The organism is Acinetobacter sichuanensis (assembly GCF_003024515.2).
Lineage (GTDB): Bacteria > Pseudomonadota > Gammaproteobacteria > Pseudomonadales > Moraxellaceae > Acinetobacter > Acinetobacter sichuanensis.
Window position 1 is genome coordinate 15,675 of record NZ_PYIX02000036.1, and the last position, 21,174, is coordinate 36,848.

Genomic DNA, 21,174 nt, shown 5'->3' on the forward strand with positions numbered 1-21,174 from the left:
GCTCTCTTTTTCAATTATTTAAATTGCAAATTAAGTCACAAATTAAATTAGAAATACTATACTAGACTGTAAAATCATCACCTAAATAAACTTCACGTACAGTTTCATTGGCGAGTACATCACTTGGCGAACCTTCTGCGATAACAGCACCCTCACTCACAATATAGGCATGTTCACAAATGGCTAATGTTTCACGCACATTATGATCAGTAATGAGTACACCAATGCCACGATCTTTCAGCTGACGAATAATATCTTTAATATCACCAACAGAAATTGGATCGACGCCCGCAAATGGTTCATCAAGTAACATAAATTTTGGGTCGGCTGCTAAAGCACGTGCAATTTCAGCACGACGGCGCTCACCACCAGACACACTCATTCCCAAAGAGTCTTTGATATGTGTGATTTTAAAGTCCTCCAACAGCTCTTGCAGTCTTTGTTGGCGCTGTTGTTTGTTGAGGTCTTTACGTGTTTCTAAAATCGCCATAATATTTTCAGAAATACTTAACTTTCTAAAAATAGAGGCTTCTTGTGGTAGATAGCCAATGCCTTTTCTTGCACGTTGGTGCATAGCAAGGTCTGAAATATCTTCATTATCTAAATGAATTTCACCCTTATCCATACGCACTAAACCAACCACCATATAGAAACTTGTGGTTTTCCCTGCACCGTTTGGTCCAAGTAAGCCAACAATTTGACCACTTTGCATGCTAAAAGAAACGTCCTTTACCACCCAACGTTTATTATAAACTTTCGCCAAATGCTTAATACATAAGGTTTGTGGTTGGTTTAATGCCTGACTCATTAATCACGTGCCCCTGGGAAAGATTTACTGCCATTTGGCGGAATGATAATTTGAACTCGACTTTTTGGTGTTCCTGTAGAACCAGTACCACCGTTGGCTTCAATATCACCCTTATTCATACTGTACTTTAAAGTACCACTACGAATACTCGCGCCATCTTGGTAAAGATAGGCATTACCAATCAAGTTAATCAAACCTGTTTCAGCATCATAGATAATCTTTTGTGCTTCACCACGTGCCACGCCTTTTGCAGTATCGACCTGTTGCTGAAATTTTGCGGGTGAGCCTGTTGCAGTAATGGTACTAATTTGTTTACTTTTATTAAGCTGCGCCACAATAGAAGCCGCTTGTAACTTCATTGTTCCTTGCTCAATCACAACATTACCTGAATAAGTTGTGACACCCGTTTTTTCATTATAGGTTGCTCGGTCAGCCAATAACGAAATCGGTTGATTACGGTCAGATGGCAAGGCAAAAGAACTTGCTGAAACACAGAGTAAACCTGCAAGCCACAAAGACTGTTTTAGGAAAGTTTGTGGTTGGGATAAATATTTAGTTAGGTACATACTTTCCTCGAATATGTGTAAATTCGTATTCGCCTGTGCTTAAATTTGCATTTAAACCTTGGCTAATAAATGATGCATTAGGCGCAGTTACAGTGACTTGATGAGTTGTTTCTAAAACCTGTCGTTTTGGATAACTTGTTAACTCATCTGTTAAAAACACCATTTGCCCCTGTTCACCTAGTTTGGTTGCTTTTACCTGCCCTTTTAAAACCACTTTTTCATTATCATCATAACCATTGGCTTGTTTGGCATAAAATGTCGAATTCACTTGGTTATTTTCATACATTGATGCATTCAGGTTGACTAACGTTGCAGTTTCTTTTTTCAGATCTTGCTCTAAATGATCTACAGTCGCTCGAAGATGCAAATCACCTTTTTCATCAGTTTGTAAGACATGAATACCTTCAGCAGAATAGGTCATGCTCTGTGCAGCATTGGCATCTAACTTATTGCCTTTTCCACTGTAATAGTAATAACCACCACTGACAGCAGCGATCAGTACAGCAGTGACATACAAAACTTTAGTATCCATAAATAATAATCAACATATTGAATTTAAATGCAGGACTTCTCTATTAATGTGGGATTGTTGTATATTTTTCAAGTAGTGCTTGGTAAACACCTTTAGACATCAGTAACATATCACAAACCTCACGTACCGCACCGCGCCCACCCATTGCCTGTGTGACCAAGTCTGCGCGACGACGAACTTCAACATGACCATTTGGTACAGTCACTTTCATACCTGCGATTGCAAATGCAGAAAGATCAGGCCAATCATCACCCATATATAAACAATCTTCAGGATCAAGTCCGAACTGCGCACAGGCTTCACGTAAAGCAACACCTTTGTCTTCACGACCTTGAAAAACCAAATCTACGCCCAAGTCAGACATACGTTTTTCAACAATATTACTTTTTCGACCCGTAATAATGATGACTTTGATCCCTGCTTGCTGCACCAATTTCATGCCCAAACCATCACGGATATCAAAAGATTTAATTTCGTCACCTGTATTGGTCAAAGTCACAAAACCATCACTTAAAATACCATCTACATCTAAAACCAAAGCTTCAATATGACGTGCTTGCTCTAATAAAACATAAGAAGCCATGGTTTAGTTTACTCCTGCTTGGATTAGGTCATGCATACTGATTACACCAATGACTTTATTGGCATCATCAACCACAATAAATTGGTTAATTTTCTTTTCGTTCATCTTTTCTAAAGCTTCAACTGCACGTGCTTCTTGCGAAATGGTAGATGGATGTTGAATCATCACTTCAGACACCGCCAAGTTCACATCAAAACCTTGTTGTTTATCAATTAAACGACGTAAATCACCATCGGTAAAAATCCCGAGCAAAGTATCATTTTCATCGACGATGGTGGTTAAACCTAAACGTTTATTGGAAATTTCATACAATACTTTATTCATTGGTGTATCAGGTGATACTTTTGGTAGTTCTTCGCCTGTATGCATTAAATGTTTGACATGCAATAACAGACGTTTCCCCAACGCCCCTGCTGGATGTGAACGTGCAAAATCGTCCGAAGTAAAACCACGAGCTTCTAATAGCGCAACTGCAAGTGCATCACCTAAAACTAAAGTTGCTGTGGTACTTGAAGTCGGTGCAAGCCCTAGTGGACATGCCTCTTGAATATCACCCAAAGTCAAAGCAACATCTGCATTTTGTGGCATAGGACCTTTGTCATGACCGCTAATGGTAATTAAAGGCACACCCACATGTTTGATCAATGGCATCAACATCATGATTTCATCGCTTTTTCCTGAGTAAGAAATCGCGATCAGCACATCCCCTTTGACCAACATACCCAAGTCGCCATGCCCTGCTTCACCAGGATGCATAAAGAAGGATGGTGTTCCTGTCGACGCAAAAGTCGCTGCCATTTTACGTCCAATATGACCTGACTTACCCATTCCCGTGATCACTAAACGTCCTTTACACTGTAAAATAATTTCACAGGCTTGGCTAAAGCGTTCATCAATTTGAGATGCTAGGACTTCTAAAGCATGCTCTTCGATGCTTAGGGTTTCGAGTGCAACTTTTTGAAAATCAATCTGATTCGGCATGTTTGTAGGATTCAAAGTCGATTTACCTGATCTTTGCAGAGAGGATCACTCGCTGCAAGCAAAAAATAATTTTGGCAATTTTATCATAGCTATGCAGCGAAGGTATTTTCTAAATGTATAAATTTCATTTTCTTAGCAATGAATGTACATAATTTATGTAGAGTGACAGATTTAACTATTTTTAAAATTCATTCTATTTAGGTTATTGGTGTACCCAATAACCATATTTTCCTACAAAATACGTGTGATAATCTTCAACTTCAATATTATAAACATAATCTGAAAAAGCACCTTCAAATCGTTTTGCTATGTCCTGCAATAGTTCAACATTAATTGGATTTCCACATAATACATAATTACGATCATGTAAATCTAAATCAAAATCTTGTAATATTCTAGAATACTCTGCAATTTCGATATCATCTCGTCCTTTCCTTAGGACAACGTACTGATCCTTTTCTTGCTCTAGTTGATCCAGATCAAAGCTAAAGTAACATTGATTTTTCCAATAGCCCAAAAGACTGTCATTATCATCTGTTAAAATATACTGAGCAGGATATTTTCTAAAATCGATAAGTAAATATCCACCATCTTTTGCTCGATAGTCATATTTATTATTACTGAAATAAGCTACTGCAACACCTTCTGTACCCGAACGTGCCAGATAAAAACCACCTAAGTTAAATACATCATGTGTACCTTCATCTACTTCAAAAACCTGTAATGCTCCCCTAATATTATTATCCAGTGGTGATTCATTTCTATTTAAATTATAAAAAGAAAAAATACCTTTTCCATCCAAATACATATCTTTCAATGAAACCCAACCTCTGCCAATTTCCCAAAATAAATGGTCATCCGTACAGAAAATACCAAACAAACCTCCCATTAACTCTTTTTTCTCAGCAGATTTAAAAGTATTCACTACACGCTTATAAGCTGTCTCTCCTTCGCCATTTTCGGACAAGGATAAAACCCTATCCCCAACTTTTATATCCTGAATTGGCACTAAACCTTTATCTGTATGCACCAATGTACCTTTAGCAAAACCACTATTTTTATTCATTTTATTTCCCCAAGCATTTAAAGCATTCTTTTATAGAAATTTGTTATTTTGCAAAACAAGCATTATTTAAAATCATTCAACAAAAAATGCAATCAAAACCCTATCTTTATTTTCATTTTAACTTTATGAAAAAAAACGCATAGGTTAAGATGAAGCACCATTTTAATGAAGCATTTAGAAGACCTATGCAACCTTTTGTTCTTTACAATTCTGAGCAACGTAAAAAAGTTGAATTTGTACCCCGTAAAGAAGGACAAATCGACATGTATGTCTGTGGTATGACGGTTTATGATTACTGTCATATTGGGCATGCACGTGTGATGGTTGCATTTGACTACATTATTCGTTTTTTGCGTAGTCAAGGTTGGCAAGTTAAATATGTACGTAACATTACCGACATTGACGACAAAATCATTGCCCGTGCCAATGAAAATGGCGAAAGTATTACGGCTTTGACCGATCGTTTTATTACCGCAATGAATGATGATGCAGCACGCTTGGGCTGTGCTGAGCCTGATGAAGCACCTCGTGCAACAGACTACATCGACCAAATGCAAAACATGATTGGTGCTTTGGTGGACAATGGCACGGCATATCCTTCAAATAATGGCGATGTCTATTTTGAAGTTGAAAAATTTGCCAAATACGGTCATCTTTCAGGTCGTAAACTTGAAGATATGCAAGCAGGCGCTTCTGAACGGGTCGATGTTGAAGTCGAGAAAAAACATCCGTTTGACTTTGTCCTTTGGAAACATGCCAAAGAAAATGAACCGTCTTGGGCTTCACCTTGGGGCAATGGTCGTCCGGGTTGGCATATTGAATGTTCGGCAATGTCGACTTGCTGTTTAGGCAATCATTTCGATATTCACGGTGGTGGTTCAGACTTAACTTTCCCTCATCATGAAAATGAAATCGCACAATCTGAAGCTTCAACAGGCGAACAATATGTAAACTATTGGATGCATGTGGGGTTCATCAATGTCGATGGCGAGAAAATGTCGAAGTCTTTGGGCAATTTCTTTACCATTCGTGATGTAATGGAAAAATTCCACCCTGAAGTGATTCGCTACTTTATTGTGTCTTCGCACTATCGTAGCCCTGTTAACTTCTCTGACTTTGCACTTAAAGAAGCCAAAAATGCATTAACGCGTTTTTATCATGCTTTTAAAGCCTATGAGCAAGTGTATGGCAATACCGTTGTTGAAACTTTGGAAACAACCTTAGTTGAACGCTTTAATACAGCCATGCGTGATGACTTTAATACTTCAGAAGCACTTGCAGTGTTATTTGAAGTGATTAAAGAATTAAACCGTGCCGTAAAAGAAGAAAACGCTGAGCAATCTGCGATTTACTACTCGACTTTACGTCACTTGACCAATATTTTAGGTCTAGGACAACATGATGTGGATGACTTCTTAAAATCAGACATTGGTCAGGAAGCATTGGCATTATCTGAAGAGCAAATTGCTGATTTTATTCAACAACGTGTCGATGCAAAAAAAGCCAAAGACTTTGCTAAAGCAGATGGCATTCGTCAGTCATTGTTAGATCAAGGTGTGGTACTTGAAGATACTCGTCAAGGTACAATTTGGCGTCGTGCAGATTAATTTTATCAGTCTATTATAATTTACTTGGCTTTTGAATCTGCCTTAAGAAAAACCTGATCATTTGATCAGGTTTTTTTATGTGAAAAATAACGTTTAAGATGCTGCTTGTTGATAATAAGGCACATCACCTAAAACCGTTGCACGACGCATAATACGATGCGCATCGCCATAATCAAATAATGCTTTATGTTGTGTACAGCGATTATCCCAAATTGCGACATCACCCTCTTTCCACTGCCATCTCACATGAAAATCTGCTTGAGTGGTATATTTAAATAAAAATTCCAATAACTCATGGCTTTCCGCTTCATCTAGCTCATGAATTTTTGTCGTAAATCCTTCACTCACAAATAGCGATTCTTCACCAGTTTCAGGATGTGTACGAATAACAGGATGTGTCACAGGTGGATTTTTGCGAAATGTTGCTTCTAGTTTTTCTTTTTCTTCTGGTGTTGAAGCAAAACGTTCTAATGGAAAAGACTTGCGAATATCATGTTCTGCGGTCAAATTTCTGAGTTTTTCTTTTAATTTTTCATCTAATAAACGAAATGCAGATACACCACTTGCCCACAATGTATCTCCACCCACTTCAGGAATTTTAATCGCTTGCAATACACAGCCTAACGGTGGTGTTTGGCTAAAAGTCACATCTGTATGCCAAAGTTCATTATCGCGCAAATCTTGACGATGACTATCCAACACAATAATTTCTTTGACGCCTTCAACTGTCGGATAAATGGGATGAATATGTAAATCGCCAAAACTACGTGCTAACTCTGCTTGAGCCTGAGGTTCAAGCTTTTGATTTCTAAAAAAGATTACCTGATGTTTGAGCAATGCTTGATGGATCAAGCCTACTTGTTCCTCAGATAACTGGTTTAAATCCACACCTGAAATAATTGCGCCAATATTCGGTTGAATGGATTGAATTTCAAAGCTCACGGTCATTCTCTTTTAAATCATTAATTAAATAAAATCTATACTTTCAATTTATTAGCTGATCATTACCAACTAAATCTGTTGCCCATACCAAGGTGAAATTTCTTTTTGCAACCAACGTAAAAAGAGTTCAAAGCTCACAGCCACTACAGCAATCACGATAATGCCAAGTACCACTGTATCTGTAATCAGGAACTGCGCTGCGGATTGCACCATAAAACCAATACCACGGTCAGCTGCAACAAGCTCAGATGCCACTAAAGTTGACCAACCTACACCTAGCCCAATACGAATACCTGTCAAGATATGTGGTAAAGCTGTTGGTAAAATGACATATTTTAAAACTTGCAAATTTGTTGCACCAAGTGACTGAGCTGCTCGTTCACGGTTGATTTGATGGCTAAGTACGCCATGCGCGCTGCTAATAATGACTGGAGCAAGAATCGAGAAAAAAATCAAAAGAACTTTTGTTCCCTCTCCAATACCAAACCAAATCACCAATAGCGGCAAATAAGCCAAGGGTGGAATGGGTCTTAATAGTTCAACCAATGGGTCTAATACAGCACGTACCCATTTATTCATGCCCATCCATAAACCCAGCGGCACACCTACCACAATTGCTGCAATGAGTGCCAACAATACTCGAGTAATACTTGCTGCTAAATGTTGCCAAAGTGTTGCTTGCATAAATCCTTGTTGAGAAACCGTCAAAAATTTTTGCCAAACTGCATAAGGACTCGGTAAAAATAGTGCTGGAACGAGTTGTAGTGCTGTGATCACATACCACAACAATAAAAGACTCAATACACTCAAGGTGCTAATAAAAATATTTTTATGCTGTAAAAAAATATTTTTAAATCCACCACGATAAGTTGACTCAGTTGTTTTTGCGTTCTGGCTTAAATCTTGATGTTCTGCAAGAACATTTAAATTTTCTGATTTGCTTTGCGTATTCATATCACTTGCTCCAACGCTTGATTTTGCTGTTTTAAACGATTGAAGAGTTGTTCACGTAAAGCAATAAAATCAGGATCTGATTTGATAAAACGAATATCCTCACCTTGACGATAACGTTCGGCAAAATTTAAAGTGAGTGTTTCTTGAATACGACCAGGTCGTGCTGTCATGAGTACCAATTTTTGACTCAATAAAAGTGCTTCTTCAATATCATGCGTAATTAAGAAAAAACTTTTTTGCTGATCTTTCCAAAGATCTAAAACCAATTGCTGCATATTTTCACGTGTAAACGCATCCAATGCAGCAAAAGGTTCATCTAACAAAATATACGGTGCATGGCTGACTAAAGCACGTGCAATACCAACGCGCTGCTTCATCCCACCTGACAACTGCCAGATATTGGCATGAGCAACATGTGCCAAACCAACTGTTTGTAAAATATGTTCAACTTGTTCAGTAATCTGCTGTGGTTTTAAACCTTTTAACTTAAGTGCAAAGCCGACATTTTCAGCGACATTTAACCATGGCAATAAAGCATGTTCTTGAAATACGACCGCACGTTCTGCATCAGGTTGTGTAACAACTTTGCCATTTAAAATGACTTGCCCAGTTGACGGTTGTTGAAAGCCCGCCAAAATATTGAGCAATGTTGTTTTACCACAGCCTGATTCGCCCAAAATAACAGTCAAACTGCCTTCAGCAATCTCTAACTGAATATTTTCCAACACAGCATGTGACTGTTGCGGAAATGTCAGTCCTATATCACTTAAAATCAACTGTCCCATTTTCCTCTCCCATTAAGGTTGAATAAAGTGAGCATTGACATTTTCTTTATAGTCCGCTTTCACTTGATCAACCTTGCCTTGTGTCTTTAAAAAAGTTGCTGTATCAAAAATATTCTTTGCAAACTCTCCAGATAAAACTAGAGTTTGTTGTTGCGCATTTAAATAGTCATTTCCTGCAAGTAATAAAGGAATGTCTTTCTGGTCTGAACCTGTTAATTGCGCAATTTTTTCAATATTATTTTGATTTTCAACAAAGGCTTTAGGGTCAGCATTGTAAGCGTCGATTTGCTTTAAGGTTGTTTGAACAAAAGATTTTAAAAACTCAGGATTTTTCTCAGCAAAATCTTTACGAACGACCCACAAGTCATATGTAGGCGCGCCCCATTCACCGACTTGTTTAGAGTCAACTAAAACATGTCCTGTTGCTTTGGCTTTACTTAATGCAGGTTCCCAAACATAAGCCGCATCAATATCACCACGTTCCCAAGCTGCGGTAATTTCTGGTGGTCGCAAATTCACTATCTTGAGTTGATTTTCTGTAATATTCCAATGTTTCAAAGCTGAAAGTAAGCTGTAATGTGTTGTAGATACAAAAGGAACAGCAATGGTTTTGCCAATCAAATCTGATGCTTGATTAATTTTAGCGGCATTACGCACCACCAACGCTTCTGAACCGCCCAACTTCGCAGTAATCAAAAATGCTTCGATTGGTAAGTTACGGCTTGCTGCTGCGGCAAAAGGGCTAGAACCAATATTTCCAATAACAACATCACCAGAGGCTAATGCATTGACAACATCTGAACCTGAGTCAAACTTTTTCCAATTGATATTGTGCTGGCTGTCTTTTTCGTAGTCACCATTTACCTGTGCGACCTTACTTGGGTCAACACCTGTTTGATAAGCGATCACGACATCTGCTTGATTCGTCTGTAAATTGGCTTTTTGTGGCTGTACAGAGCGATTTTGATAAACAAGAAAAGTAGCTAAAGCTGCTATAACAATGATCGTGATTAAGAAAGTTTTGCGATTTCGCGTACTCATGTTCGTCTTTCATCTTGATTTAAATTGCAGATTAAATCAGTGCACTTATAAATCAAAATAAGAAAATGTGCTTTGCTTATATCAAATTTAAATGAAGAAAATCAGATTTATACTTTTACTATTTTTTATAAAACCAAAAATATGAGTATTATTTTTATATTGAAAAGTGGATTGTTTTGAATCAATCGAATTTCAGATAAAGATCATCCTAAAAACAACACAACATGTACACAATATGAAGAGCATATTGAAAAGAAAAAAGAGCCTGTGAACAGACTCTTTAATTCATTAAAATCTTAGTTAAATTGCAAATGTTTTAAGCACTTTACCTGTCACTTTCTGACCGATTAAAGGTGTGTTTTTACCATGAGAAAGAACGTTATTTTTATCTACAGTCCATTCTAAATTTGGATCAACCAATACCCAACCAGACTCTTTTGCCCAACGCTCTGTCATATTGGCAACTTGTGCAGGTGCTAAAGTTACTTTTTCAACCCATTGTAAAGGTTCAAATAAACCTTCTTTTACCAACTGAACACCAAAAGAAACATAAGTATCAAATGCTGTAATACCCGGCAAAGTTTCTGCAAATGGTGCAAGTTTTGCAGAAGCACTGAGTGGCTCATGATGTGTACAAATCGCATCAATCACACCATCTTTTAAGCCTTGGCGTAATAACTCTTTATCTTGTTCAGCACGTAGCGGTGGACGAACATGCGCCAAAGCATTAAAACCATCAATCAATTGATCGGTTAAATGCAGTTGATGCATTGCAACATCAGCCGTAATTGGCAAGCCTTTCGCTTTTGCTGCTTTGATTAGTTCAATAGAAGCACCACATGACAATAAACCAAAGTGTGCTTTTACCCCAGTCGCTTCAATCATGAGTAAATATTTTGCAATGGCAATCGTCTCAGCCAAAGCTGGAATCATTGGTAAGCCCTGACGTGATGCAGTGAAACCTTCATGCACACAGCCATCTTTGGCAATTTGATGTTCTTCTGGATAGAACACAACCGTCATTCCTAAGCCAGCAGCATATTCCAAAGTACGAATGACCACATCATCGTCTTCAAAAGTCGCATAGGCATTGGACACTGAAGTACAACCACCCTTTTTAAGCCCTGCCATATTTGCAGGTTGTTTGCCATTTAAACCTTGAGTTTGCGCACCAATGACTTGTAAATAAATACCACCATCGAGTTTGGCTTTTTCTACTAGCCCTTGGACTAGAGCACCATTATCTTGCACAATTGGTTGAGAGTCAGGTGGTGTAAATACATGCAAAATACCATTTTCACGTGCAGCACGACCTTCAGACTTGAGCGTTCCATGCTGCTGCTGACCTGGCTCACGTAAACGTGCACACAAATCCACCATCGTTGGCATTAACCATTTACCTTGACCATCAATGGTTTCATCAACATGATCTGTTGCTTCAACAAGTTTACCTTGAGCAACAAATACTGTTTTTACTGTATCAGTTTGCTGAATGGGATCAAGGACACGTACATTTTCAATTTTTACAATACTCATGACTTTAATACCTGCCTTAAACCGCAATCGCTTCTAACAAACCTTTTTCTTGTAACTGACCTTGCATAGACAAGGCAAGTACTGCCATACGTACCGCAATACCATTGGTCACTTGATGCAAAATCACAGATTGGTCACCATCTGCAATACTTGAATCAATTTCCACACCACGGTTCATTGGACCAGGATGCATGACGATACAATCAGGTTTTGCCAAAGCCAAACGCTCTTGGTTTAAACCATACATTTTGTAAAATTCAGCTTGCGAAGAAAGTGCAGGAGAATCAATACGCTCATTTTGAATACGTAAAGTAATAATTACATCACAATCTTGAATTGCTTCGTCCATTTTATTAAATAAACGAACACCTTCACCATAATGTTCAAAACCATGCGGCAACAAAGTATTTGGTGCAACCACACGAATATCTTGACAACCCAAAGTTTGCAAAGCTGCGATATCTGAACGTGCAACACGTGAATGTTTAATATCACCAATAATCGCAATGGAAATATCTTCAAACTTTTTCTTGGTTTCACGGCGAATCGTCAACATATCCAACATCGCTTGTGTTGGATGAGCATGGCGACCATCACCTGCATTAATGATTGCAACATGCGGACATACAGTTTCTGCAATAAAATGGGCAGCACCTGAAGAAGAATGACGCACCACAAAAACATCAGCCGCCATCGCTTCAAGGTTCCACAAGGTATCACGCAGTGTTTCACCTTTAGATGTACTTGAACGTGCGATGTCAATATTTAAAACATTGGCAGATAAACGCTTTGCAGCAGCTTCAAATGTAGTACGCGTTCGAGTTGAATTTTCAAAGAACAAGTTCATCACGGTACGACCTTCAAGTAGGTTGTTCGTCACGAGTTGATTTTGATCATTGATAAAAGAATGGGCTGTATCAAGAATTTTAGTGAGGGTTTCTTTAGAAAGCCCTTCGATGGTGATGAAATGTTTTAAATTTCCATCTTTATTAAGTTGAATCTGGCTCGGTGTATGCAATGCCGCCAAGTGCATGAGAGATTCCTTAGAGGTTAAGTTAACGCATTATACAGAAATGCCTAGACTTTAGCAGTTGAAGTTTTATCCTATTAAACTGAAAAATTTATCTTCAATTAAAAATATTGATGCAGCCTCTGTATTTATAAATTTATTATTTGATGTCGCTAAAGTGATGTGAATGACCCACACTAACTGAGTATAAGGCGAGAAAAATAAAATACTTGAAACAACAGTCTAAAATCAAAAAAGGCAAGTAAATCACTTGCCTTCATACAGCTTATACAAAACGAATCGGTTTAAATTCAGGTTCAGGAACATGCGAATCACATTCGTCACCTTCATCTTTATGACCTTTATCAATATAACCTGAACGCTCAGTTTCAGCTAAATTTTGATGCTCCCATGCAATAACTGCTTGCATACAAATTTGGCGCTGCTCCTGTGTCAATGCCACGCCATTTGCCCATTTGCCAATTTCAACGGCTGTTCTTAAACGCGCCACTACATCTGCATCTAATACAGAAAGCATTTGTTCAATATTCATGATTAATCCTGCTGTTGAAACGAATCAAAATCTTGATTCCAACCAAGTTTCGTACGACATGCCATATAAAAGTCGTAACCTGGTGGATGTATTAAAGTTAATTTAAAAGGATGCTTACGAATATGTACGCTATCCCCTACATTTAATGAAACACTGTGTTGACCATCAGCACTGACCATCGGCAATACTCGATTTTCACGAATTTCAATTTTAATTTCACTTTGCCCACCGACCACAATTGGGCGTGAAGATAAAGTATGTGGGTGCATTGGAACCAAAGCGATTGCATCCATACTCGGATGTAAAATAGGTCCTCCACCCGATAATGCGTATGCCGTTGAACCTGTTGGTGTAGATACAATCAAACCATCACTATGCTGACGATACACATATTGACCATCAATTTTAAGCTCAAAGTCGATCATATGTACAGATTTGCCTGAATGTAAGACAATATCATTCAATGCAATTGCTTCATAAATGATTTGATTTTGGCTGCGAACTTCCATTTCCAACAAGAAACGACGATCAATTTGCAGCTCACCTTTTAAGACTTGATCTAATTTAAAAATGACTTCTGTAGGTTTAATATCGGTCAAAAAACCTAAGCGTCCTCTATTTACACCCAAAACTGGCGTATTGTATTTCACCAATGAACGTGCTGCATGTAATAAAGAACCATCACCGCCAACAACAATCACCAAATCCACCACTTCACCCAGTAAATGGCGACTGACTGTTTGTGTGTTTGTATAAGGAACCAACTCAGCTGTTTCTGAATCAAAAACTGGATGCAAACCTAAACCCAGTAAATGATCGTGGATCAAGCAAAGAGTATCAACCACAGAAGATTTATCAGGTCGTCCTATGAGACCAATATTTCTAAATGTTTTGGGTGAAATAAGCGTCGGATTCATCAATTTCCTTTTAACAACAATTCAAAATATGCTGCAAAACTCTGCTTTAAAATAACGCAATTTATTTTGCCTTCAAGCACATACAAAGTTGTATTGTAATTTTAAACTACACAATGAATTATACATATTAAACAGCATTGCTTAAACTTTTATTGCAACTATTGCAATACATCACTTAATTTATAGCTTATAAATATCATATTGAAATATCTTCATTTTTAAACCTGACTACAACAAACTTAAACATCAAAGCTGAGAAAAAATATATAAAAAAACAATCCTAAATCAGCACATACAATCATCGTACATAAAAAATTGGGATCAATTATTTGGCTTTATTTAACTTAAAAATTTTGAAAATTCATATAAATACACAAGATTAAAACTCTCAATTTAAATTTACTTTTAATCTTATAAAATTGATTTATTTCACTCATTTATTTTTTTTCGTCTACTTTGACCGATAAATTGCTTAATTTCACAGTTTAATTATTGCAAATTCCTCAAAAGCTTCGCATGATTAGCCAAATTTCTCAGGTTTTTTGCATATTTTTATGAAGTCAGAACGTGGACTAGGCTTAATCGCACTGATTTTCTGTGTGCTCATTATTGCTGCTTTTTTAGCTTTTAGTATTTACTTGGTTCGATTAGACACCATTATTCGAGATAAGTTTGAAGGTAACCGCTGGGATATTCCAGCTAAGGTTTTTGCACGTCCTTTAGAATTATATGCAAATGCGCCTGTTGCAGCCAGTGATTTTGAACAAGAACTAAAATTATTAGGCTATAGTAAAAAAGATAGTTATGCAAAATCAGGAAGTTATGTTGTACAAGATAATCATTATTATGTACATACACGTGGTTTTGACTTCGGTGATAGTGTTGATCCTGAGCAAGTTTTACAAGTTTCATTTACAGATAATATCGTTGCCGATATTAAAGCGACTAAACCATCAAGCACAGGGATTGCACGTTTAGAACCCATGTTGATTGGCGGAATTTTCCCTCAGCATAATGAAGATCGTGTACTGATTAAGCTCGATAAAGTCCCTAAAACCTTAATTGAAGCCTTAGTTGCAACTGAAGATCGTAACTTTTATCATCATCATGGGATTTCATTCCGTGGCACAGCACGTGCAGTTGTCAGTAATGTCACTGGTGGTAAACGTCAAGGTGGTTCTACCCTCACTCAACAGCTCATTAAGAATTTTTATCTTTCACCTGAAAAAACGCTTAAACGTAAAGTGAATGAAGCTTTCATGTCACTACTTTTAGAACTACATTATGATAAAGATGAAATTTTAGAAGCTTATTTAAACGAAGTAAATTTAGGGCAAAATGGTAACTATTCAATCAATGGTTATGGTCTAGCATCTCAGTTTTATTTTGGTTTGCCATTACGTGAGCTTAATATTGCTCAACAAGCATATTTAGTCGGTTTAGTACAAGGACCAACGCTATATAACCCTTGGAAAAATCCTGAAGGCGCTAAAAAACGTCGTGATATTGTTTTAAATAATATGCTCGTGATGGGCTATTTAACACAAGAAGAATATGAACGTGAAACAGCTCGCCCATTAAATGTCGTTAAAAAACCAACCACAGGTCCAGCAAAGTTCCCTGATTTTCTAGATATTGTACGTCGACAATTGAAAAAGGAATATCAAGAATCTGATTTAACCAATCAAGGCTTACGTATTTTCACAACACTTGATCCGATCTCACAAACCAAAGTACAAAATAGTTTCCGTGAAACAGTTGGACGCTTAGCACGAGCAAATCCATCTCGTTTAAAAGATTTACAGGGGGCTGTCTTAGTCACACAACCTGAAAATGGCGAATTAATTGCAGCAGTGGGTTCAACACAAGACTTTACTGGCTTTAACCGTACTATTGATGCAAAACGTCAGGTGGGTTCATTACTCAAACCGATTATTTATTTAAGTGCATTGGAATCTGGACGTTATACTTGGGCAAGCCAAATTGAAGACAGCCCGATTAGCATTCCAATTGAAGGTAATAAATCATGGATGCCTAAAAACTATAGTGGTGGTGGTCATGGTTATGTGCCTATGGTACAAGCATTAGCAAATTCTTATAATTTATCTGCGGTTCGTTTGGGGCAAGAGTTTGGTTTATCTACTTTTAAAAACCAACTGAGTAAATTTGGCGTTGAATCTTCGATCCCTAATTATCCTTCTATTTTCTTAGGTGCTGTTGATATGTCACCGATGGAAGTGATGAATATCTATGGTAACTTTGCAACAGGTGGCTTCAAATATCCTGTCAAAGCCATTCGTACAGTAGTCGATGCAAATGGTCGTGTTTTAGAACGTTTTAGTTTAAATGTACAGCCAACCATCGACCCATCCGCTGCTTATATTTTAAATTATGGCTTACAACAAGTCATGGCTTCAGGTACAGGAAAATCTGCTTATGCAAGTCTTTCTCCTGAACTAAAACTTGCAGGAAAATCAGGCACAACCAATGACACACGTGACTCATGGTTTGCAGGTTATTCAGGCAACCATCTTGCTGTCGTTTGGTTAGGTTTGGACGATAACAAAATCACAGGCTTAACAGGCTCATCAGGTGCACTACCTGTTTGGACGAGTGTCATGAAACAATTACGCCAAAAACCTGTCAATTTACGTCAAACTGACAATGTACAATGGCAGTGGATTGATGGTGAGCGAGGTTTATTATCTGCTCAAGGTTGTGACAATAGCTTATACATTCCTCTGTTACGCAATTCGGTGCCACGTCAAGCAACAGCTTGTGGGATGCCACATTATGAAGTTGAACCAACTTATATTCCTGACACACAAAGCAACTCATCAAATGACAATAACAGCGATAATATGGAAAATTATATTCGTGAAAGTGAAAATAGCATGGAACAAGATTTAAACAATCAAGGACGTGTTATTTCGAGTGGTAGTTATCAAAATTAAGAGTACTTTTTTATGCAAATAAAATTTCTAGGTATTTTAGCACTTGTTTTGGGGCTAGCTGCTTGCCAATCTACCCCAATACAGTCAGGTTCAGGCAAAAAGCCTGAGCCACCAGTAACACAAAAACCGCATGTCGAAACACCTGATGGTGTAAAAATTATTCCTTATGAACGCCCTGAAATCAAACGTGAACCGATGCAAGTCATAGTACCTGAGCAAAAAGCCAACGTACAAAAATTTGATGATGGACGTAACATTCCTGCATTTAACCAACTCATACAAAAAACCCAAACCGCATTTCGACAAACAAAATGGGATGAGGCTGAAAAGTATGCCTTACAAGCGCAACGCTTAGCACCACAATCTGCGGAAACTTATTTATGGTTAGCAATGATTGCAAATCATAAAAAGCAAGCACGTAATGCTGACGCTTTAGCACGTCGTGGGCTAAGTTTTGCACAAAGCAATGCCATGCGAAAACAGTTGTGGAATACCATTTTACAAGCCGCACAACAACAAAGAGACAGCAAAACCATTGCTGAAGCTCAAGCACAACTCAAAGGGCTTTAATACGCCCTTTGCATCCATCACACCATCCTAAAACGCGCGTATACCAGCAACACCATAAGCATGATGCTGCTGTGCAAATGTCAGATCATTGGGTTTAAGCCCACCTAAAGCAAATACAGGAATTGTAGAGTGTGCTGCCCAATCAGAAAATTGTGTCCAACCTAGTGTTGCTGTGTCAGGATGACTTTCTGTTGCTAAAACAGGACTCAGAAAAACCGCTTCGCAACCCACTTGCTGCGCTTTTTGCAAAGCAGCTAAATCATGACAGGCTGCAAGACAACGCACGCCATGAGGTAATTTTTGAGTGTTTAACTGCATCACCTGATATTGCTTGAAATGTAATGTGAATATTTGTTTTTTAATTTCACTCGGAAGCCCTTCCCAAATCTCAATATTAATTATTAACTTTGCCAATTGTGCAGAAGTTAACTGTGCTAATTGCTGTAGTTGACTCGTTTGTAATTCATCAATACGCCAATACAGTAAAGTTTCTGGTGCAATGTGCTGTATTTCATGCAAATTTTCACTAATCTTAATATAAGGTGACCAATACAAACGCTCAATAATCGCTTGGTTTGCTTTAGGAAAATTTAAATTTCTTAATTGATCTCGACGATACCATGCCCAAGGTTGCTGTATATCTTGCAACTGAGCTGTAGTCACACTTGCATAAAACAGGTGTAAATTCACCACAATATCATCATATTCATGCTGAATAATATCAAAGCTATGCCATTGCTCTAAGTCAACGCCAACCTCTTCAAACACTTCTCTACGACATGCCTGTTCTGCTGTTTCACTTTGCTCAACCTTTCCTCCAGGAAATTCATACTTATTTCCTTGATGCTGCTTTGCAGTACGCCACCCGACTAAAACCTTAGCTTGATGAAACAATAATGCAATCGCGACATTTACAACTGGTTTAGACATATTTATCCCGTCACATGTTTTACAAAATGTAAGTAAATTGATTTTTTTTGAAAATGCTAAAAATTATCGTTGACAGTCTTATTCGATAATGATTATCATTTAAAACACTAAATGACGCCCCACACGGAGTAATAACAATGAACGCACCTTTTAGCCTATTCACACGCAACGAATCAACTCATGCTTTACCAATGCTGCACTCAAACAACCTATTTGCATTAGGACGTGAAATTCGCATTATGCATGCAGGTGAAGAATATCGCCTACGCTTAACACGTAATAATCGTCTTATTTTAACTAAATAATCAAAAAAAATAATGAATTAAAACAAGAATTGTGGGAGCAAGCAGTATGAATCAGCGCATACTGCTTTTTTAACTCAAAGAATAATGACAATCCTCTAAACCTCTTAAAGGAATATTAAGTTTAAAAACACCCATAAAACGTAACATATACTGAAACTGACTGCTTCTTAAACCATAAGCAATATGCAAGCCTTGTTTAATCTCATACATAAAATCTGGAAATGAATGAGCAGCCACATAAACACCATGTTCAATATTTAAGACAGCACTGATCTTTTCTATTTTCATAAAACAAACCGCAGGGGTCGAATGTTCTGAAAATGTTGAATAAAATGAAATATAAGGTAATTTAAACTCAATAACTCGCTCTAGCTCATCATGATAAATAGATAAAATAATCACATGATCAATCACACGACATGACAATAATTCACTTTCTGCACTCGTCGCCAATATTTCCTCTAAAGTCATCTCCTTTCTACTCACTTCATAAAAATCAGTTGGACTTTTAAACCACCTAATTTTGAAATAGACAAGAGGATTTGCCCTTGATGTAATGCCATAATTTTCTTACAAATAGATAAACCTAAACCAGAGCCTTGTGTTTTATTCCCTAAAATACGATAAAAGCGCTCACCTAAACGCTCAACCAAATCTTGTGTCAATCCACTGCCCTGATTTTCAATTCGCCATTCCACATTATTTTGATTTTCTTGCATCTCCAACTCAATTGTCCCACCAAAAGGTGTGTAACGAATGGCATTATCAAGAAGATTTCTAAAACAAATAAAAAAGAGTTCTTCATTTACATTCAACTCAATATCATGATATTGCACGTGAAGTTGCACATTTTTCTGCTGCAAACTTTCAGTGAATGATGCAATAACAGTATCAACAATCGTTCTGACATTTATCTTTTTACTTGGTAATTGAGTCGCTTGTGTTGGATCAAGCCGTGCCAATAATAATAAGTTTTCTAAAACTTGTGTCCCTCGATAAACATCTTGCTGAATACTTGCCAAATCAGGCTGTAGCTCAGCAAGATCATGATACTTTCGTTTAAGCACCTGTAAACGCATTTGAATTGCTGACAAGGGCGACCTCAATTCATGTGATGCATCTGCGGTAAAACGCTGTTCTGCAAGTAATGAATGATCCAAACGTGCCAATAAAAAATTGAGCTGCTCAAGCAAAGGCTGTAATTCTTTAAATTGTTGAATTTCTGCATGCACAGGTGTTAAGTCATTGATATTTTTTACTGAAATTTCTTGTGATAAAGACTTAAATAATCGAAATTGTTTTTGAAGAAGAATATATAAAATTAAGCCTTGTATTAACCATAAAACCAGTAAAATTCCACCATAGAGCAATAAACTATTTCCAGTATCTTTAAAACGAGCTTGCAAAGGTTGCATCACTAAAACATGCAGATGATCTTCCGTTTTTTCAGCTTGATAAATACGCCAAATTTCACCATTGAGCCAAGTAAAACCATAACTTGAATGGCTTAACCAAAAAGGTTTTATGGTTGAATATTCCGTTTTAAATGTTGCAGACTGAGTTAAAGTTTGCTGTTGTAATGCCAAGCGATATTCAATATCAAATTCATCACTCAGTTCATCAAGTTGTTGCCCTGCCTGATGACGAATATCCGAAATCAATAACATGTCTGAGATTTCATCCATAATTTCGTCTTGTACAGACATTGCCTGATAAATGGAAAAACCTAACAAAGCGATCAGTGCAATTAGACCAGCCAAAATCGAACTCATCATTGCAGTTTTGATCAGTTTATTTTGTAATGACACCACTTTTTTTGAGGATTTTTTCATTTAATTCAAGCCATTATTCATCATTCATTCGATATCCCAAACCTCGTATGGTTTTAATACGTGAACTTCCTATTTTTTTTCTTAGTTGGTAAATATAGACTTCTATCGCATTACTCTCAATTTCATCACCCCATGCATACATGGACTCTTCTAACTGCTCACGTGTCACAATATGTTCAGGTTTTTGCATCAATTTATATAAAATTTGAAACTCTTTTGCTGTCAAATTCACATTTTCGTCATGCTGTAATACCCTTTTTCCTTGTAAATCTAAAACTAAATCAGCATATTTTAACTGGTCTTGTCCTGTGCTATGTTTTTGTCTTAATTGAGTTCTTACACGTGCAGATAACTCTTCTAAACTAAAGGGTTTAACTAGATAATCATTTGCACCCAAATCTAGCCCTTCGACACGATCTTGTATAGTATCTCTTGCTGTAATAAAAATAACGGGAGGAGATTGTTTTAGTTGTTGAATAACATGAATAATTTGATCACCACTTGCTTGAGGTAACCCTCGATCCAGTAAAACACAATCATATTGATGTTGTTTTACTGCCAAAATGGCATGATCACCACGCTCTACCCAATCAACGGTATAACCATCCATTTCTAACCATGTTTGAATACTTTCAGCCTGTGATGCATCATCTTCAGCCAATAAAATTCGCATGAACTTTTACCTAGTTTTATTTTCAACCCA

22 protein-coding genes are annotated in these 21,174 nt (G+C 37.4%); 4 read left to right on the forward strand and 18 right to left on the reverse strand.

The window, feature by feature from the left end:
- Window positions 1-61 precede the first annotated feature (61 nt).
- The 6 genes from lptB to C9E89_RS17030 all read right to left on the reverse strand — a co-directional run bounded on the left by lptB (window position 62) and on the right by C9E89_RS17030 (window position 4,536).
- Window positions 62-808 carry an LPS export ABC transporter ATP-binding protein gene (lptB, locus tag C9E89_RS17005; protein WP_107009526.1) on the reverse strand — a complete coding sequence of 249 codons (747 nt, stop codon included), beginning with the start codon at window positions 806-808 and terminating at the stop codon, window positions 62-64.
- Window positions 808-1,374, reverse strand: coding sequence for a lipopolysaccharide transport periplasmic protein LptA (lptA, locus tag C9E89_RS17010; RefSeq protein WP_107009527.1), 567 nt, complete (start codon window positions 1,372-1,374; stop codon window positions 808-810). The genes lptB and lptA overlap by 1 nt, the downstream gene beginning before the upstream one ends.
- Window positions 1,361-1,906, reverse strand: coding sequence for an LPS export ABC transporter periplasmic protein LptC (gene lptC / locus C9E89_RS17015; RefSeq protein ID WP_107009528.1), 546 nt, complete (start codon window positions 1,904-1,906; stop codon window positions 1,361-1,363). Before lptC ends, lptA begins: the two co-directional genes overlap by 14 nt.
- A gap of 43 nt (window positions 1,907-1,949) precedes the next feature.
- On the reverse strand, window positions 1,950-2,489 hold the full coding sequence (locus tag C9E89_RS17020; RefSeq protein WP_107009529.1) for a KdsC family phosphatase: 540 nt from the start codon (window positions 2,487-2,489) through the stop codon (window positions 1,950-1,952).
- A 3-nt stretch (window positions 2,490-2,492) separates the two neighbouring features.
- On the reverse strand, window positions 2,493-3,470 hold the full coding sequence (locus tag C9E89_RS17025; protein ID WP_107009530.1) for a KpsF/GutQ family sugar-phosphate isomerase: 978 nt from the start codon (window positions 3,468-3,470) through the stop codon (window positions 2,493-2,495).
- Window positions 3,471-3,672: 202 nt separating this feature from the next.
- Window positions 3,673-4,536 carry a Hint domain-containing protein gene (locus C9E89_RS17030; RefSeq protein WP_107009531.1) on the reverse strand — a complete coding sequence of 288 codons (864 nt, stop codon included), beginning with the start codon at window positions 4,534-4,536 and terminating at the stop codon, window positions 3,673-3,675.
- 185 nt (window positions 4,537-4,721) lie between these two features.
- Between C9E89_RS17030 and cysS the strand changes: the two genes are divergently transcribed.
- Complete coding sequence (cysS, locus tag C9E89_RS17035; protein WP_107009532.1) at window positions 4,722-6,143, forward strand: cysteine--tRNA ligase; 1,422 nt, start codon at window positions 4,722-4,724, stop codon at window positions 6,141-6,143.
- 93 nt (window positions 6,144-6,236) lie between these two features.
- Here cysS and tauD read toward each other — a convergent pair whose 3' ends face one another.
- The 8 genes from tauD to C9E89_RS17075 all read right to left on the reverse strand — a co-directional run bounded on the left by tauD (window position 6,237) and on the right by C9E89_RS17075 (window position 13,880).
- On the reverse strand, window positions 6,237-7,091 hold the full coding sequence (gene tauD, locus C9E89_RS17040; protein ID WP_107009533.1) for a taurine dioxygenase: 855 nt from the start codon (window positions 7,089-7,091) through the stop codon (window positions 6,237-6,239).
- 63 nt (window positions 7,092-7,154) lie between these two features.
- The gene (gene tauC, locus C9E89_RS17045) at window positions 7,155-8,039 is read right to left on the reverse strand and encodes a taurine ABC transporter permease TauC (protein ID WP_107009534.1); all 885 of its coding nucleotides are present in this window, start codon (window positions 8,037-8,039) and stop codon (window positions 7,155-7,157) included.
- Window positions 8,036-8,824 (reverse strand): taurine ABC transporter ATP-binding protein, encoded by a 789-nt coding sequence (locus C9E89_RS17050; RefSeq protein ID WP_107009535.1) that lies wholly within the window; start codon window positions 8,822-8,824, stop codon window positions 8,036-8,038. Before C9E89_RS17050 ends, tauC begins: the two co-directional genes overlap by 4 nt.
- A gap of 12 nt (window positions 8,825-8,836) precedes the next feature.
- Window positions 8,837-9,865: a taurine ABC transporter substrate-binding protein gene (tauA, locus tag C9E89_RS17055; RefSeq protein ID WP_107009536.1), complete on the reverse strand. Its 1,029-nt coding sequence runs from the start codon at window positions 9,863-9,865 to the stop codon at window positions 8,837-8,839.
- 300 nt (window positions 9,866-10,165) lie between these two features.
- Window positions 10,166-11,401, reverse strand: a complete 1,236-nt coding sequence (locus C9E89_RS17060; protein ID WP_107009537.1) for a dihydroorotase — start codon at window positions 11,399-11,401, stop codon at window positions 10,166-10,168.
- Between the two features lie 16 nt (window positions 11,402-11,417).
- A complete protein-coding gene (locus C9E89_RS17065) occupies window positions 11,418-12,434 on the reverse strand; it encodes an aspartate carbamoyltransferase catalytic subunit (RefSeq protein WP_107009538.1) in 1,017 nt (338 codons plus the stop codon).
- A 262-nt stretch (window positions 12,435-12,696) separates the two neighbouring features.
- Entirely contained in the window at window positions 12,697-12,963 is a 267-nt protein-coding gene (locus tag C9E89_RS17070) for a YeaC family protein (RefSeq protein WP_107009539.1), read from the reverse strand.
- Window positions 12,964-12,965: 2 nt separating this feature from the next.
- Window positions 12,966-13,880: an NAD(+) kinase gene (locus tag C9E89_RS17075; protein WP_107009540.1), complete on the reverse strand. Its 915-nt coding sequence runs from the start codon at window positions 13,878-13,880 to the stop codon at window positions 12,966-12,968.
- Between the two features lie 554 nt (window positions 13,881-14,434).
- Between C9E89_RS17075 and mrcB the strand changes: the two genes are divergently transcribed.
- Both mrcB and C9E89_RS17085 read left to right on the forward strand, forming a co-directional pair.
- Window positions 14,435-16,834, forward strand: coding sequence for a penicillin-binding protein 1B (gene mrcB / locus C9E89_RS17080; protein WP_107009541.1), 2,400 nt, complete (start codon window positions 14,435-14,437; stop codon window positions 16,832-16,834).
- 12 nt (window positions 16,835-16,846) lie between these two features.
- A complete protein-coding gene (locus C9E89_RS17085) occupies window positions 16,847-17,404 on the forward strand; it encodes a tetratricopeptide repeat protein (protein WP_107009542.1) in 558 nt (185 codons plus the stop codon).
- Window positions 17,405-17,431: 27 nt separating this feature from the next.
- On the opposite strand, the gene C9E89_RS17090 is transcribed toward C9E89_RS17085, so the two are convergent.
- A complete protein-coding gene (locus C9E89_RS17090; RefSeq protein ID WP_107009543.1) occupies window positions 17,432-18,334 on the reverse strand; it encodes an NUDIX domain-containing protein in 903 nt (300 codons plus the stop codon).
- Between the two features lie 137 nt (window positions 18,335-18,471).
- Here C9E89_RS17090 and hemP point away from each other — a divergent pair, with 137 nt between their 5' ends.
- On the forward strand, window positions 18,472-18,639 hold the full coding sequence (hemP, locus tag C9E89_RS17095; protein ID WP_107009544.1) for a hemin uptake protein HemP: 168 nt from the start codon (window positions 18,472-18,474) through the stop codon (window positions 18,637-18,639).
- 69 nt (window positions 18,640-18,708) lie between these two features.
- Here the strand turns inward: hemP and C9E89_RS17100 are convergent, their stop codons facing one another.
- From C9E89_RS17100 to C9E89_RS17110, 3 genes are read right to left on the reverse strand one after another with little or no spacing between them, the layout of a single operon-like run.
- Window positions 18,709-19,110, reverse strand: a complete 402-nt coding sequence (locus C9E89_RS17100; RefSeq protein WP_107009545.1) for a hypothetical protein — start codon at window positions 19,108-19,110, stop codon at window positions 18,709-18,711.
- Between the two features lie 11 nt (window positions 19,111-19,121).
- Window positions 19,122-20,471, reverse strand: a complete 1,350-nt coding sequence (locus C9E89_RS17105; protein ID WP_107009546.1) for a sensor histidine kinase — start codon at window positions 20,469-20,471, stop codon at window positions 19,122-19,124.
- A gap of 13 nt (window positions 20,472-20,484) precedes the next feature.
- Window positions 20,485-21,144, reverse strand: coding sequence for a response regulator transcription factor (locus C9E89_RS17110; protein WP_107009547.1), 660 nt, complete (start codon window positions 21,142-21,144; stop codon window positions 20,485-20,487).
- Window positions 21,145-21,174 lie beyond the last annotated feature (30 nt).